At 72.3% G+C, this 15092-nt stretch carries 10 protein-coding genes; 6 read left to right on the top strand and 4 right to left on the bottom strand.

The window, feature by feature from the left end; translation table 11 throughout:
• Positions 1 to 11: 11 nt before the first annotated feature.
• Together A8713_RS24680 and A8713_RS24675 are read right to left on the bottom strand one after the other, a co-directional pair.
• Entirely contained in the window at positions 12 to 407 is a 396-nt protein-coding gene (locus A8713_RS24680) for a hypothetical protein (RefSeq protein WP_173860994.1), read from the bottom strand.
• Between the two features lie 123 nt (positions 408 to 530).
• A complete protein-coding gene (locus A8713_RS24675) occupies positions 531 to 3314 on the bottom strand; it encodes an AfsR/SARP family transcriptional regulator (RefSeq protein ID WP_079159120.1) in 2784 nt (927 codons plus the stop codon).
• A gap of 186 nt (positions 3315 to 3500) precedes the next feature.
• Between A8713_RS24675 and A8713_RS33645 the strand changes: the two genes are divergently transcribed.
• From A8713_RS33645 to A8713_RS24665, 3 genes are all read left to right on the top strand, one after another.
• Positions 3501 to 3647, top strand: a complete 147-nt coding sequence (locus A8713_RS33645) for a hypothetical protein (RefSeq protein ID WP_159393120.1) — start codon at positions 3501 to 3503, stop codon at positions 3645 to 3647.
• A 287-nt stretch (positions 3648 to 3934) separates the two neighbouring features.
• Complete coding sequence (locus tag A8713_RS33290) at positions 3935 to 4693, top strand: hypothetical protein (RefSeq protein ID WP_064535748.1); 759 nt, start codon at positions 3935 to 3937, stop codon at positions 4691 to 4693.
• A complete protein-coding gene (locus tag A8713_RS24665; RefSeq protein ID WP_064535747.1) occupies positions 4690 to 4971 on the top strand; it encodes a helix-turn-helix domain-containing protein in 282 nt (93 codons plus the stop codon). Before A8713_RS33290 ends, A8713_RS24665 begins: the two co-directional genes overlap by 4 nt.
• Before the next feature lie 32 nt (positions 4972 to 5003).
• Here the strand turns inward: A8713_RS24665 and A8713_RS24660 are convergent, their stop codons facing one another.
• Both A8713_RS24660 and A8713_RS24655 read right to left on the bottom strand, forming a co-directional pair.
• Positions 5004 to 7103: an N-6 DNA methylase gene (locus A8713_RS24660; protein WP_064535746.1), complete on the bottom strand. Its 2100-nt coding sequence runs from the start codon at positions 7101 to 7103 to the stop codon at positions 5004 to 5006.
• Positions 7104 to 7224: 121 nt separating this feature from the next.
• Positions 7225 to 8550, bottom strand: a complete 1326-nt coding sequence (locus A8713_RS24655; protein WP_064535745.1) for a serine/threonine-protein kinase — start codon at positions 8548 to 8550, stop codon at positions 7225 to 7227.
• 108 nt (positions 8551 to 8658) lie between these two features.
• On the opposite strand from A8713_RS24655, the gene A8713_RS24650 reads away from it, so the two are divergent.
• The 3 genes from A8713_RS24650 to A8713_RS24640 are packed head-to-tail and all read left to right on the top strand — an operon-like array spanning position 8659 to position 15069.
• Positions 8659 to 10326 carry a PD-(D/E)XK nuclease family protein gene (locus A8713_RS24650; RefSeq protein ID WP_064535744.1) on the top strand — a complete coding sequence of 556 codons (1668 nt, stop codon included), beginning with the start codon at positions 8659 to 8661 and terminating at the stop codon, positions 10324 to 10326.
• Positions 10323 to 11501, top strand: coding sequence for a restriction endonuclease-related protein (locus tag A8713_RS24645; RefSeq protein ID WP_064537696.1), 1179 nt, complete (start codon positions 10323 to 10325; stop codon positions 11499 to 11501). Before A8713_RS24650 ends, A8713_RS24645 begins: the two co-directional genes overlap by 4 nt.
• Positions 11494 to 15069, top strand: coding sequence for a hypothetical protein (locus A8713_RS24640; protein WP_064535743.1), 3576 nt, complete (start codon positions 11494 to 11496; stop codon positions 15067 to 15069). Before A8713_RS24645 ends, A8713_RS24640 begins: the two co-directional genes overlap by 8 nt.
• Positions 15070 to 15092: the final 23 nt, after the last annotated feature.

Here is a 15092-nt window from a genome sequence, read left to right as displayed (position 1 = left end):
CCGCCGTCATCCTAGGGCCGGTCGAGCCGGGCCGGGGGGCGTTTGCCCACTCCTCGGCCGGGCGGGTCGAACGCGTACAGCTCCAGGATGTCCGGCAGCGGGGCCACCCCCGGGCCACCGGCCCGCACCCAGCCGACGATGTCCTCCGTGGCCTCCGCGTCATTGACCAGCCCCAGCCAGACCGGCCGCGCACCGGCCGCGCGGCCCGCGGCCGACGGCTGCACGACCACGACATTGGCCTGATCGCACACGTCCAGGCACGCGGAGATCCGCACCGGCACCCCGGCCCGCAGCCGCGCGGTCTGCGCCGCGTGGTCGACGCCGGTCACCTTGGGCGTACCGCAGCAGCAGTCCCGGCACACCACGACCCGGCACGGCACGGGCTCCGGCTCCGGCTCCGGCCGCACGGACGACGGCCGCGCGCGCGGTATGCCGCCGGACGGGTCCTCGGACACCGCGGTACCTCCCTGATCGGCCGACCGTCGCTCACGCCGGGACCGAGTATGCCTGTTCCCTCAAGACGCGAGCTCTCACCGCAGCTCTTCCAGACGGTCCCGCACCTCCTGGGTGCCGTGTCCGCCCATCAGTTCGCGCAGCACGAGGACGCGTTCCAGCGCCTCGACGGCCTCGGACGAGCGGCCGGCCGCCACCAGGACATCGGCACAGAGCCACAGGAGCTTGGCCTCGTCGTGCCAGTGTTCGAGGTCACACAGAATTCCGCAGGCCTGCCGGAGCAGCCTGAGCGCCTCCTCCCCCTCCGACCTGGAGAGGTGGATCTGGGCGAGTGTGTACAGGACGTCCGCCCTGCACCTCCGGTCCGTCGTCCCCTCCGCGATGCGCAGCGCCTCACCACACGCGCGGAGCCCTTCGTCGTACTCCCCGCGGTCCCGGTGGAGGGTACCGATGCCGTTCAGCGCCGCCGCTTCCCCGCTGCGCTCGCCCAACGCCCGGTACAGCTCAAGAGCCTGACGGTGATGCTCCTCCGCCGCCGCTCCGTTCCCCTGTTTGCGCATCGTGAGCGCGAGCGTGTGCAGGGAGTGCGCCAGGCTCAGTCTGCCGGTCTCGGTGTCGTCCTCCTTGCTCAGCCGGACGGCCCGGTACAGATGGCCTGCCGCCCGCTCGAACTGCTCCTGCCGCCAGTAGGTCCCGGCCAGCATCCGGTGCACCATGGCGCACTGAGCGGGCTCGGCTTCCTTCTCCGCGACCTCCCGCGCCAGCGTCAGCCCGCGCAACGCGTCGTCCAGGCGGCGGCGGGACCATTGATAGGTGACGTGAGCCATCGGCAGCAGCCAGACGTAGCGCTGCAACCCTTTCTGGTGGGCGAGTTGGACACCGAGCTGGACGGAGTCGTACTCCACGTCCAGCACGGCCAGCGCCTGTTCGAGGTCCACCGGCTCGAACACTCTCACCCCGGCGGGATCACCCACGGGAAGCGCTCGCTGCTCATGGAGCCGGCGGTCACAGGCGTGGACGTTGTGCAACTGGTGTTCCAGCACCCGCCGTACGGTCGTGTCCTCGAAGTCCTCCGAGGAACCGCCGACTTCGGGGTCCACCTCGTAGCGCGCGAAGGCGCGCACCAGGTCGTGCAGGCTGTAGCGGTCGGCCCGGAGTTCCACCAGACTGGCCGCCACCAGTTCCTCCAGGGCATGGTCGGGACGCATTCCGTCGCCGGCCGGACCGAGGTCCATCACGGCGTCCCAGCCGGCACTCGGGCCGGGGTGCACGGCGAGTTGCCAGAGCAGCCGACGCGCGGCCGGCGACAGCGCGCGGATGGAACAGGCCAACGCCATCCGGACGGACAACTCCTCCTCGGGCAGGTGCAGAACGCCCAGCTTCTCTTTCTCCTCCCGGAGATCCCGCACAAGGTCGCTCGTGCCCCGGACCGACCGGTTCTCCAGGCGCCGGGCGACCACGGTGAGAGCGAGCGGGTGCCGGCCGCACAGCTCGACAAGGGCACGGATGAGTGGCTCACGGCCTCTCGGGTCGCCCTCCGGGAGCTTCTCCCGGAGGATGGCGGCGGCGGACTCGTCGTCCAGGAGATCGACCTTGCGGAAGTACGGGTCCTGTCCGGCACCCAGACCTCTGAGCGTGTTACGGCTCGTGACGATCACCGCGCTGGTGCCGTTCCCGGGCAGCAGCGGACGCACCTGGGCCACGTCCACCGCGTCGTCCAGCACGATGAGCACCGACTTGTCCGCCAGGACCGAACGCAGCGCCGCGCTCTTCGCCTCGATTCCCTCCGCTCCCGCATAGGGCGGGAACTCGGCCAGGAACCCATCCAGGACGTGTTCCGGTTCGGCGGGCCGCACGTCGGCACCCGCGAACCCGCGGAGGTTCGCGTAGAGAGCGCCGTCCGGGAACCTCTCCCGCAGGACCGCCCCGAGCCGGTACGCCACCAGGCTCTTTCCGACACCGGCCATTCCGCTGAGCACGATCAGCGTCGGCCTTTCCGCCTCCTGCCGCGTCCGGGCCACCCCGGCGAGTTCATCGATGAGTCCGTCACGCCCGAAAGGACGGTGCTTTCCCGCGGGGAGCTGGTCCGGGACACGACGAAGAGATGTACCGCGTGAACGCCGCGGGGTACCACGCAGGTCGTCGACGATTTCCTGTAGTTCCGGGTCCTGTTCCGTCTTCCCGTGGTCCGCCTCCCATTTTTCGATCAGCCTCTCCAGTACCCCTCTCGCCATCGCCTGTCCATGGGCGATCAGATAGAACCCGAAGATCCGGGACCGTTCCGGCATGCGCTCATACCATTTCTTCGTTTCCATGCGAAGCCATGTGTCTTCGCCGGCCCGCAGTGCGGCCTCCATCCGGTCGCAGACGGCGGCCATCAGTTCCTCCCGCAGCTCGGCCCTGCGTCTGCCGAACGTGTCCTCGGGCAGCCCGCGCAGCGGTTCGTCGTCCTGCCACTCCGCCAGGGCCGTGCACAACTGCGCGAATTTCTCCGGCCACTTGAGGTGCGCTGCCCTCCGCACCCCTTCGCGGAAGCGGAGCAGATCGACGCTTCCTTCCGGAAGGTTCATCACACAGACGCTTGATCTCAGATCGGGGAGGACCTCATCCCCCAGCACTCCCCTCAGCAACGAGGCCACCTTGTACACCCGTTCTCGCGGGCACTCCTGGCCCGGCCAGAGGTGCTCGGCGATCTCGTCGGTGGTACAGCGGTACCGCGGCGATGTCACCAGCAGTCCGAACAGCGCAGTCGCCTTCTTCACACCGCAGATCCCCTTTCCGTTCGATCCCCTGACACTGATCAGGCCGAGTACACGCGCCTCCACTGCCTTTCCTCCCTCACGCACCGAAGCAGCAGCCATGACGAGAACACTCCTGCATCCGCGCGCACTTGGGCGCCCGTCGACACGCTCGACCGCTTCAGACCCGCGTCAGGTTTTCGTCAGATCCGGTGCCGCGGCGGGCCCCGCCGGCCCGGCACGATGGCGTCAGCCGCTCGCCGGACAGGGCGATACCGGCTCCCTCTTCGTCCGAAGGGATCCATTGCCATGAAGAAACACCTCCCCAGCCACCTCAGGCGGTCCGGCGGCTTCCCGCCCACCCCGCGACGCACCGGCCGCACCGTACGGCCCGACAACCTCGCGGCGCCGCAGACCGCGACGCCGCACGAGGCACCACCGGTCAAGACGGACTGAGGCGGTCCGCTCCCAGGCCCAGCGGGGCGCCCGTCTCCGGGCGGGCGCCCCGCGCCCGGGAGCACGCCGCCCGTCCCGCGAGTCGGCCCGGTACCCGTACGGGCCGGCCGCTCCGCCACCCGACCGAGGACCCGAGACGACAGCACTCGTGTGTAATTCTGAGGCAGGTGGGACTCATGACCGTTTTGCCCCTTCTTCGGGGATGAGCGGTCGGGCGTCCGCGCTCACCACCCGGCCTCTGTTCACCTGGCCCCGGCGTCGGTCCGCGGGCCCAGAGAGGACATTCCATGGCCCCTATCGCCCCCGGCGGCCTGTTCGCCGCGGTCACCCGGCACTTCCAGAATCCCCGCGCCGCGGAGGAGGCACGTCTGAGTGTCAGCACGGAGGACGGCGAAGCCCCGGTCCCGCTCTCCCCCGCCGAAGCCCGTGAGGCCCTGTACGGGCCGGCGGCCGTCCCGGCGCTGGTCTCCTCGATCTGGCAGGAGGCCCTGGGCGCGGCTCGCGCCGAGACCGCACCGGGCGGCCCCTGGCGGCTCCTGGTGATCTGGCTGGCCCTGCCGCAGCTCACCGGCACCGTCCGGCGCATCAGCACGCGGCTGGGTGTCGACCGGTCCGACGTGGAGTCCGAGATGGCACTCGCCCTCCTGGAAGGGCTGCGAAGCGGGGAGCACGGACCGCCTCCCCCGGTCCGGACCTGGCTCGGTGCGGCGCGCAGCAGCGCCTGGCGCCTCGCCCGCGCAGGGCTGCGGGAGATTCCCTCCACCCTGGCGGAGGACATCGCGGACGACGATCGGACCGCGCCGGACGGGTCGGCGGCGGATCCGTGCGAGCGGGAGGACTTCGCCCTGGAGGTCCTCCGTCCGGAACGGTCCGGGCCGCACGCGCCGCTCCGTTTCCGGATCGCCTCGCAGCAGGTGAGGAAGGAGGTGCTCGGCAAGCTGACCGGGCACCTGGAAGCGCGCCCCGGCTCGTACCGCGTCGCACCGTGCGACCGGAAACGGCAGATCGGCACCTTGACGCTCCGGCGCAGGGCGAGGCAGGCATGAAGCAGGCGCTGTCACGTCAGCTCGGCTTCACCGAGATCTTCGAACTGCCGGTCACGGTGGACCTGCGAACGGCCGCACGAGCGCTCGGCATCTGCCGGGGGACCGCGTACCGGCTCGTCTACGAGGGGACGTTTCCCTGTTCCATCATGCGGGTCGGACGCCAGTACCGGATCCCGACAGCCGAGCTGATGCGCCTGCTCGGTATCGACGAACGGCCCATGTACGCCGTGGATCTCGACACCGTCCCGGAGTCACAGCGGAACGCCACCCTGCCATGACCCGGCCCGGTCGGCCGTCCCGCACGACCGGATCAGTCGTCCGGCGCCGCGAGCTTTCCGTCGATCAGAGCCGCGGTGAAGGCTCGGGCGAGCGCCTGTCCGGCCTCGGCGGTACGCGTCAGCTCCGCCCCCCATCGGTCGAGACCGCGCAGTACGCTGCCCCGGCGGCGCTGCACGTCGACCGGCAGGAGCGGAAGGCGCAGCCGTTTCACGTCGATACGCGGGGCACCGCTCGCGGTGACGGACGTACGCGCGGCTCTCGCCGCGTTGTCGGGGTGGGTGACGGCGCCCGCCACGAACCACGGGTCGAGAAGGTCCCGGTCGACGCGTACGGCGTGTACGCCGGGGCCGAGCCGGGCCCCGATCTGCTCGTCCGTCGCGACCTTGGCCACCAGGTCTCCGGCGAGCGACGGGACGAGGATGTCGTGGGCCTGTACCCGGGCGGCCGACTCGGTGCCGGGGCGTACGGGGACGGATCCGCTAGCGGGTCGCCCGGTGGCGACGTCCTGTCCTGTGAGGGCCGGCTCCAGCCGGTCGGTGCCGGGAGAGTCCCGGCCCGCGGCACGGGCCGGGTGGCGGTGCAGGGTGAGGGCTCCGGTCCGCGAGAGTTCTCCCAGCGTCGCCGTGGACACGGCCTCCGGATCGGGCCGAGGAGCGCGGTCCGGCCGTGGTAACGCGACGCGGAGCGAGGCGAGTCTGGCCTCCAGCGCGGCGGGCATCCTCAGCACGGCGTCGAGCGTGTACGCCCCGTCCTGCCCCGGCACATGACGTCGCGGAGTGAGGTCGGCGTCCTCGTCGAGCAGCTCGGCCCGCGGTACGCGTCGGGCGATGACCCGTTCGGGGCCGGACGCCGCGCGCCCGGTGCGGTGGCCGGTCCAGAGGTCCCCGACTCGCCGGCGCAGCACGTCGAAGGGGTCGCCCGGCGACGCGTGCCGGTCTCCGCGCACGGCCTCGCCGGTCACGAACAGGACCCCCGTGTCCGGGACGCCGGAAGCGTCCGGACGCCGCAGTACCCACAGGTGGGCGCCGTTGCTGTTCCCGACTGCCGTCGTCGGGGGCAGTCCGACGACGGCCCGGAGCACACCGCGCCGGACGAGCTCGCTGCGGATCCGGCGCCCCGTGGACCGTCCGGCCACGGCCGGGGGCATGAGCAGGGCGGCTCGGCCGCCGGGCCTGAGGTGCCACAACACCTGTTGCACCCAGGCGAGTTCCGGCTCGGAACGCGGCGGAGGACCCCCGTACGGCCACCGGGAGCCAAGGGCGAGCCGACCGTGGCCCCAGTCCTGGAGGCCGTGCGGAGGGCCGCCGACGACGGCATCGACGGTCTCATCGGCGAAGGCGTCCTCCGGGAACGGACCGCCCACCCCCAGACGCAGCCGTCCGTCGGCCTCCGGGCCGGCCCCGGCCCGCGTACGAAGCAGCAGAAGACGAAGGAGCGCGATGCGCACGTACTCGGGACGGCGGTCCCGTCCCAGGATCCGTGGCGGCCCGCCGGGCGGAGTCCCCTCGATGGCGGGACGCAGGAACGTACCGGTTCCGCAGGCGCTGTCGAGGACCGAGTCCGCGGGGCCGGTGAGGTCCAGCATCAGAGCGGCCAGGGCGGTGGGGACGTCGGACAGCCCCGCCGTACCCCGGGCCGTCGCGTACCACGAGTGGAGGTGCTCCAGGACGCGGACGCGATCCTCCACGCGCGCCACCAGCCGGGCGGCTTCGAGGAGTTCCCGCTGGGCCGCCGACCACGCGTGGGGCAGCCCGGTCAGGAGGAGGCCGGCATGCCGGGGCGACACGATCGCCCGTACCGCGTCGCCGAGCCGGTCCGGGGTGGGCGCCCCGGCGGGTGCGGTCAACAGTGCCAGCCCGGCCAGGGAGAGGGCCTCCGCGGGCCGTCCCGCCGCGCCGAACGTCTCGGCGCACCGGGTGAGGCGGTCGAGCGGTGCGAGGACGCGGAGTTTTCCCTGCCGGTCGAGCCACTGCTCCACTTCGCGCAGGTCGAAGGCGGGACTGGCGGACGTCCCGGCGACCGGCTGGGGGAAGTCCCGGTGCCGGCGGCGCCAGTTGCTCACTGCGGGCCGGCCGACCCCCGCGATCCTGGCGATGCCGGTGGCCGTCACCGTGGTCGGTTCTTCTGCCACGCCTGTCTCCCTGCGTCCCGCCGTGTCCCTCGGGGAAGACGTGAAGCGTACCGGCGTTCCACCGGGCGGCCGGGTCCCGCGCGGTCCGGCGGAGACCTCCGCCCGGCTCGGGCCGTCCCGGTCAGTGCGGCCCGCCGTCCTGCGCGCACCGTTCGATGCCCTCGTCGATCTCCCGGACCTCCGGACTCGGCTCCCCGAAGGCCCGTACGGCGTCAGGGCGCACCTCGATGTACGCGGAGTGCGCGTCCTGCGGCAGTCCCTCTTCGCGCAGCAGCCCGGCCCGGTCGATGCGCAGCCGTACGACACCCGACTCGATACGGCCGAAGCGGCCCACCGCGCTGTCGAGGCACTGGTCGATCAGATGGACGGCCCCGCGCAGATCGCCGTCCCTCGCGAACGTGCCGGCCTCGGCGCGGATGCGGGGAAGATCGTCCCGCCGCAGTTCCGCGTTGCGCTTCTGGCGGCGCGCCAGGTCGTCGAGGCCGGAGCCCTGCCGACGTCGCACGTCCGACGGGGACTTCTTCGGCAGGGGCGGCGGAGAGCACGGCTTCACCCACGGCAGGGTCGGGTCGTAGTCCCCGAGTCCGGGGCAGCCGGCCGATTCGAGGATCGCCAGGTGCGGCCGGATCAGGTCGAACAGCGCCCGTGCGTCGCCCGGCCGCAGATCCGGGTCCTTGCACAGCAGCCGGTCGACGGTCTCGGCCAGCCACGGCGGTGTCTGCGGGCGTACGTCCGCGATCCTGCGCGGCGGCTCGTCGGTGTGGCAGCGGGCCATCGCATGCATGGTCTCCGCCTCGAAGAGGGACTCCCCGGCGATGAGTTCGAACATGATGCAGCCGACCGAGTAGAGGTCGCTGCGCGGCTCGGCGCGCCCCTCGGTCAGCTGCTCGGGGGCCATATAGGCCACGGTGCCCGGGGTCGCCGCACCCGTGGTGGTGAGCCGCGTCGCGAAAGGGTCGGTGAGGAAGACGAGGCCGAGATCCATCACCTTGACGACACCGCCCGACGCGATCATGACGTTGGACGGCTTGAGGTCGCGGTGCACGAGTCCGGCGTCGTGCAGCCAGGCCAGGCCGGTGGCGAGCTGGGCCAGGATCGCGACGACGCCGCGGAACGGCAGCGGGTGCTGCCTCCCGGCCAGCTTCTCCAGGGTGGGGCCCTCGATGAACTCCATGACGAGGAAGGGCTCTCCCTCGTGCTCACCGAAGGCATGCACCTGGGGGAAGTGCCGGGAACGGCCGAGTCTGCCGGTCGTCCTGGCCTCCCGCCTGAAGCGGTCCCGGTGACGGCGCTCCTCCCGTTCGATGTTGTTCGGGAGCACCAGCTTGACCGCCACCTGCCGGTCCAGGTTCAGGTCGTGGGCCAGGTACACCTCGCCCATCCCGCCGTACCCCAGCCGGTTCACCAGGTGGTACTGCCCGGCGATGACATCGTTCTGCGAACCCACCTGAGAACCGCCCTGCGCCTCGGATCTGACGGAACGTCCGTACACGGATGGTAGCAGTGAGTAGCATCCCGTGAATGTTGTTCACAGGGGAACAGATGAGGAGAAAGAGTGACCGACTGGCCGCTGCCCGAAGGACTCACCGGTGACCCGCGCTTGATCAGGGTGTTCGCCGGAGGCGCGAAGGAGGGGGCGGAGGACTGCCCCACACTGCGTGCCGTCAAGGCCCGGCCCCGTCTTCGAGCCGCGCACCGCACTCCGTACAAGCCGGACGACCTGGAGACATTCGCCCTCGCCCCCGTGATGCGCAGACTCGATCTCCTGGAGTTCGGCCGGATCCGCGACGATCCGGCCCGGGTGCGCCCCTCGCACCCGGGTCTGGAGCGCTTTGCCGAGCATGCCGCGGCGCAGTACCGGGCCGCGGCGGAATCGCTGGATCCGGAGGGGCGGCTGCTGCCGGACCCCAAGTACTGGGTCAGGCAGACACGTACACCGGCCGGCTCCGGTGGTGGTCGCACGGTGTACGAACTCCGGGCGTGGGGGCGGTGTTACGCCGACCGGGAGCGGACGGTGTGCGAGTTGCGGCTCCTCCGGTTCGGGTCCGTGCACCGCGGAGGACGCCGACGGGCCGAGCGGGATCCGGCGGAGACCGCCATGGCGGCGTACGTCTCCGCGTACGGCGGCCGTGCGGCGGAGCCCGCCCGGTGGGGGGACGAGCACGAGGTGCAGGGCGTCGCCGCGCCCCGGCGGATCCGGGTCGTGGAGATCGGGTGCCTGGACGGCTCGGTCGGTGAACCGCTGTTCGACGGGACTCCCGAGGAGGCGGACGCCGCGTACCGACGGCTCGCCGCACCCCGGCTGCGGGCCACCGTCGACGCCGTGCACCGGCGTCCGGGGCCCGGCTGCGCGGCCTGCCGGCTGGCCGCCTCCTGCCCCGACCTGCCCCGTGCCTCCGGCGTCCTCGGCATCGCGGATGTCTCCCGCCCCCGCCGCACCCTGTCCGTCACGGATCTGCGCAGGTACGCGAAGTGCCCGGCCCAGGAGCATCTGCGGCGCCTCCACCTGCCGTACGACGAGAGCCGTGAGCACGACCGCCACGTGACACGGGGGCACGCCGTGCACGCCTGGCTCCAGCGCCTGCACGAACGGACGCCCCGGCGCCCCTGCACACCCGCCGACGCGCCCGCCGACCCGACGGACTGGGCGGCCGACGGCTGGCACCTGACCGGCGCCGACGCCGAACTTGGGGCCCGGCTGATCGGCCGCCATGCCGCCGTGTGCCCGCTGCGGCACGCCGATCCGGAAGCGCCGGTGATCGCGGAACGGCTCTTCACCTTCCGGGATCCGGAGGCCGACGTCGTGCTCGTCACCAAGCCCGATCTCGTCTACCGCAGCGGCGGAGCGGTGGTGTGGCGGGAGATCAAGAGCACCAAGTACCGCACGCCGCGCGGTGGCGAGGACGTCCTGGAGCGGTACCCGCAGGCGGCGCTCGCTCTGGTGCTGCTGGCCGAGGGCGTGTTCGGCGGCGACGTGCGCCGCTCGCGCGTCGAGGTGGAGGTCCTGCGGCCGACCGGCTCCGACCTGGAACTCGTCTCGCCCCGCCAGACCGACCGGGTCGCGACCGCCCGGCGGGTGATCCGCGGCCTCGCCGCCCCGTGGCACCGGGACGCCACCTCGGCACCGAAGCCGGGCAAGCACTGCGCCCGCTGCGAGGTGGCCCGTTGGTGCCCGGCCGCACCACCGTCCTCGGGTGCGTCCGCCTTCGGGGAGCCGCGGTGACGCGCACCGCCGCGGGCGCCGCCCGCTCCCCCCTCGTCCCGCACGACGGACTCACCCTGCTGCGCACCGTGGCGACCGCCGTCCTCGACCTGGACGCCCTGACCGGGCTGGGCACCTTCACCCTCCCGTATCCGGCCGAGGCGCAACGAGCCCTCGACCGCACCGCGCTGGCCTGTCTGCTGCGCGGCGCCGACCCGCCCCTGAGCGTCAGTGACCTGCTCATCTGGTGCCGCCGGCGCCCCGTGACGGAATGGCCGCTCGACCTCCCCGACGGTCTGGCCGCCCCGGAGGACAGGCTGATCGACAAGGACGCCTGCGTACCCACCGACCTGTGCTACGAGTGGGCCGTGGACCGGCCGGACTCGGCCACCGAACAGATCGACCGCGCCCTGATCGCCCTGGCGATGGACCGCTGCCGCCTCGCGAACGCCCCCGCGAGCTATGCCGCCTTCCGGCGCCTGCTAGTCGAACACCCCGTGCTCACCCGGGACAAGGCCGCCGAGATCGCGCTGGAACCGGCCTTCACCCCACTGGACGGGCTCCTCCAGCAGATCTACCTGCCCGCCCCCGTCGGGTGGGTACGGGGCGGCCGGTTCACCTTGTGCCGACGCTGCCGGACCCTGCTCGCGCCGATGCGGGACGGTGGCTGGTGGTGCGAGAACGCGCGCTGCCGGCACAAGGGGGACGCTCCCGTGGGCCACGCGTACGAGGAGACCGAGGGCGGCGGCGTACTGCTGCTCACCAGGCCGCTGCGCCTGTTCGTCACCGCTCCGGGCTTCGCCGAGCTCCGCCTGGAGCGCGCTCTCGCTCGCCTCGGCCTCACCCCCGAGCTGTGGCCGGACTACGACGCGTACGACGTGCGGATCACCCTGCCGGACGGGCGGGTGTGGGCCGTGGACGTCAAGGACTGGGCGAATCCTGCGCTGCTCGGACGCAACGCCATGCTCCTGCCGGGCAGGCCGCCGTACGACCGGGCGTTCCTGGTCGTCCCCGACCACAGGACAGCTCTGCGCCGGGACTATGTGGGCGTCGTCCGCCGCTTCATGGATCCCGACGTGCGGGAACGCACGACCGTGGTCAGCCACCGGCAGTTCATGGCGAGGGTGCGCGCCGCTCTCGAAGAGGCCCGCGGCCAGTCCGTGGGCGACGACCGACCGGAGCACCACCATGCGTGACCGCGAGCAGTGGCGCGGCGACCTCATCCCGGAGTTTCTTCCCCACTTCGCGGACGATGCCGATCCGGAGCTCGCCGCGTCCCGGCTGTGCGAGGTCGAACTCGGGCTCCACCTGGTGGAGCGCCTGCTGCCGGGCCATCCCGCCCAGGCGGGGTGGACCCTCTTCGGCGGGTATCCCTTCGCCTCCGCGCTCGGCCACGCCCGCACACCCGAGCAGCAGCGCATGCTGCGGATCGGGCGGCACCTGCTGTGGCCCCTGCGGCGGCGCCGGATCTGGGCCCAGTCCCTCGACGCCTATCTGTCTCTCCCGCCCGAGCTGCGCGGATACGACCTCGACAGCAGGGACGACCCGCCCCGGCGCCGGAACGTGTCGGTGGCGCACGGCCGATGGGCCGTCTACGCCCGTGCGCTGGCCGACGCCCCGCCGTACCGGACACGGACACTGCCGCTGGCCGAGCCCGGCGGCTGGCGCTTCCTGGAGGGCCAGGCATGGACCTCGGTGGTGCTCCCCGAGGAACTGCCCGCCGAGGAGAGCGCCGGACACGCCCTCGGACGAGCCGCGGCCTCGGGCGGCAAGCCACTGGAGGTCCCCTGGGACGAACTCGTCGCGACCGCCGCGCGGATGGAGGACAAACTGCGCGGACCCGGGAACCCCGACGGGGGCGACTGGCGCCGCAGGCTGGAAAGGGTCGAACTGTTCGTCCGGGACGCCGCATCGGACGACTTCGCGCCGGAGAGGAAGATGCTGCGGGTCGACCGGATGCTCCATCTCCTCGGGATGGTCGGGGCCGGGAAGAGCACGCTTCGCGACATCCTCGCGGTCTGGGCCGCCACCGATCACAAGCGGGTCACCCTGGTCGTGGGCGACGTCGCCGAAGCCCTGCACCTGACATCCCTGTTCTCCGCGCTCGGTCTCCGGGCCGCCCCCGTGCTGGGAGCGACCACACGAGAACAGCATCTCCAGCGCACCCACCGCCGCCTGGCCGCCCAGGACGACGGGACGTCCCTGCTCACCCACGACGCGCTGAGCTTCGACTACCTCAGCACCGCCTGCCCGCTCGACGCGCTGCGCGGGGTGGAGGCGGCGGAGCCGCTCGCCCACCGCGACGCGCCCTGCACCCAGTTGTTCCCGCCGAAGCGGCGCGCGCCCCGGCGCCCGCTGACCGCCCTGGCCGTCGACGAGTCGGAGCACGGCCAGGCCCCGAACCTGCGCAAGCGCCACGGCTGCCCCCTGTGGAACAGGTGCCCGCGTCATCACGGCACCCGCGAGCTGGTCACGGCGGACATCTGGATCGCCACCCCCGCGGCCCTGGTGCACAGCGCCGTGCCCGCCCACCAGAACGAGGAGCGCATCCGCTTCCTCGAACTCGCCTGCCGCAGAAGCGATTTGATCATCGTCGACGAGGCCGACCGGGTGCAGATGCAGCTGGACACCATGTTCGCGCCCGCCGCCGTGCTCACGGGGCGTGCGCCCAACTCGTGGCTCGACGAGATCCATCGGCACAAGATCGACGAACTGGCGCGGGGCGGACGCATCCAGTTGTCCGACTCCATCGTCATGCAGTGGACGGCCGCCCTGCACACGGTGACGGTCGCCGCCGACCGCATCTATCACATGCTGCTGCGCCACAAGAGCCTGCGCTCATGGGTCGAGTCCGACTACTTCAGCTCCTGGACCCTCCAGTACAAACTGGTCGCGGAATGGTTCGGCAGCCCGTCCGACGCCGACACCGACGCCGCCGACACACCCGACCGCCCCACCCCCGAATGGGACGAGGAGATCGGCCGGATCGCCGACGAGGACGACGAGGCGGAGGCCGCCGAGGCCCGGAGGCCGGACGTACCGGGCCCGGCGGGCGACACGGGCCGCGAAGGGGTCATGGCCGTCCTCGACGCGTTCCGGGACGACCCGCTCGGCGACCGGGAGCACGACGACCCCCGGGCCGACGCGCTGGTGCGGCTCACCCGTCAGCTCCTGCACACCATGCGCCCCCGCAACGCCCGCCGCCTCGTCGAGCGGGAACTCCTCGCGCTGGCGGGCGATGCCGTGTCCAGGGCGCGGAGCAGCGTCTCGGAGCAGGTGCTGCGTTTCGAGTTCACCCTGCTCCTGTCCGCGCTGCACACCCGGCTCGACCAGCTGACCGAGATGTGGCCGCGGATCGAGGCCGCGCTCAACTTCGAGGCGTCCAGCAACGTACTGTCCCGGCGCCCGCCGGAGGACTACCGTCCGCTGGTCCCCGAATCCCCCATGGGCAACATCCTCGGCTTCCAGTTCCTCCCCGAGAACGCGGACCTGGGCCGGCTGCGCAGCGGCGAACTGCGCTTCTTCCGCTGCGCGGGCAGCGGCCGCGAGCTGCTCCTGCACCTGCCCGACCTCACCCTCGCCGACGGCCTCCCCGGGCCCAATGTGCTGCTCATGTCGGGGACGAGCTGGGCCGGCCGGTCCACCCGCTTCCATGTGCTCACCGAGGTCGGCGCGCTGCTCAAGCCGCCGCCCGCGGAGCGTGAGGCCATCAAGAGGACGGTGTTCAACACGTGTTTCCTGACCGGTCCTGACGGCAGACCGCTCAGGCTGTCCGGTGCCAAGCCCCACCTGCGTCCCCTCGTTCTCGAACACATGCTGGACCAGCTGGCCCGCCGCACCGCCGACGGCAGGCCCAGTGTGTTCGAACGGGAACTCGCCGCCCTGGACGACGACGAGAGGCGCGGCCGGCTCCTCGTCCTCACCGGCTCCTACGACGAGGCGCGCCGCGCGGCGGACATCCTCAACCGGATCCCGCGCTGGGCCGGAAAGGTGTGCCGTCTGGTCTCCGACGACGCGGAACAGGAGCACGAGTGGCAGTCGGGCCCGGACGGGGTACTCGACGGCGGGGCGGTGGTGGCGCTGCGCCGCGGTGACGTGGCGAACTTCGCCTCGACCGGCACGCAGATCCTCGTCGCCCCGCTCCTCGCCGTCGAACGCGGCCACAACATCCTCGACCGGGGAGTCGCCGCGATCGGCTCGGTGTTCTTCCTGGCCCGGCCCCACCCGCGCCCCGACGACATCGCCCTGGCCGTGCAGGCGGTGAACGACTGGGTGGCGCGTATGCAACGGGACGGCGGCTTCGACGAGTTCGTCCGCGCACAGCCGGGTCTGGACGAGGCCGGCGCGGAGTTCCGGACCCGGGCCCGCGCGCGCTGGCGGTACCTCCTCAACCATCCGCTCGCCTGGAGCCGGCTGAGCGAGGACGAGAAGATCTCGTTCACCTGGGACCAGCTCGTCGTCATCTGGCAGGTCATCGGCCGGCTCGTACGCGGCGGTGTCCCCGCCCGAGTCGTGTTCGTGGACGCCCCGTTCGCCACCCGGGCGGCCGGGCGCAAGAAGCTGCCGGACACCTGGCACACCAGTCTGCTCCTCGCCATGCGGCACGTGCTGGACCCGTACCTCGCCCCGTCGCCGGGAGACGCCGCCACCGCCGGCGGTACTCCGGTGACCGCCCTCGACCGGGCACTCGTCAAAGCCTTGTACGAGCCCCTGCACGCCGCCCTCGCGGGAATCGTCCCGTCCGGCCCTGAGCCGCGCGGCTGAGCCGCGGAAAGGGCCCGTCACAC

Origin of the sequence: Streptomyces sp. SAT1 (assembly GCF_001654495.1) — a bacterium.
Taxonomy (GTDB): domain Bacteria; phylum Actinomycetota; class Actinomycetes; order Streptomycetales; family Streptomycetaceae; genus Streptomyces; species Streptomyces andamanensis.
Note: the sequence above shows the minus strand (reverse complement) of the source record. Positions and strands in the feature narration are given on the sequence as shown.

Bases quoted from the DNA above. Each gene is read 5' to 3' on its own strand.
- A8713_RS24665 (WP_064535747.1), top strand. From the start codon at position 4,690: ATGAAGCAGGCGCTGTCACGTCAGCTCGGCTTCACCGAGATCTTCGAA.
- A8713_RS24675 (WP_079159120.1), bottom strand. From the start codon at position 3,314: ATGGCTGCTGCTTCGGTGCGTGAGGGAGGAAAGGCAGTGGAGGCGCGT.
- A8713_RS33290 (WP_064535748.1), top strand. From the start codon at position 3,935: ATGGCCCCTATCGCCCCCGGCGGCCTGTTCGCCGCGGTCACCCGGCAC.
- A8713_RS33645 (WP_159393120.1), top strand. From the start codon at position 3,501: ATGAAGAAACACCTCCCCAGCCACCTCAGGCGGTCCGGCGGCTTCCCG.
- A8713_RS24640 (WP_064535743.1), top strand. From the start codon at position 11,494: ATGCGTGACCGCGAGCAGTGGCGCGGCGACCTCATCCCGGAGTTTCTT.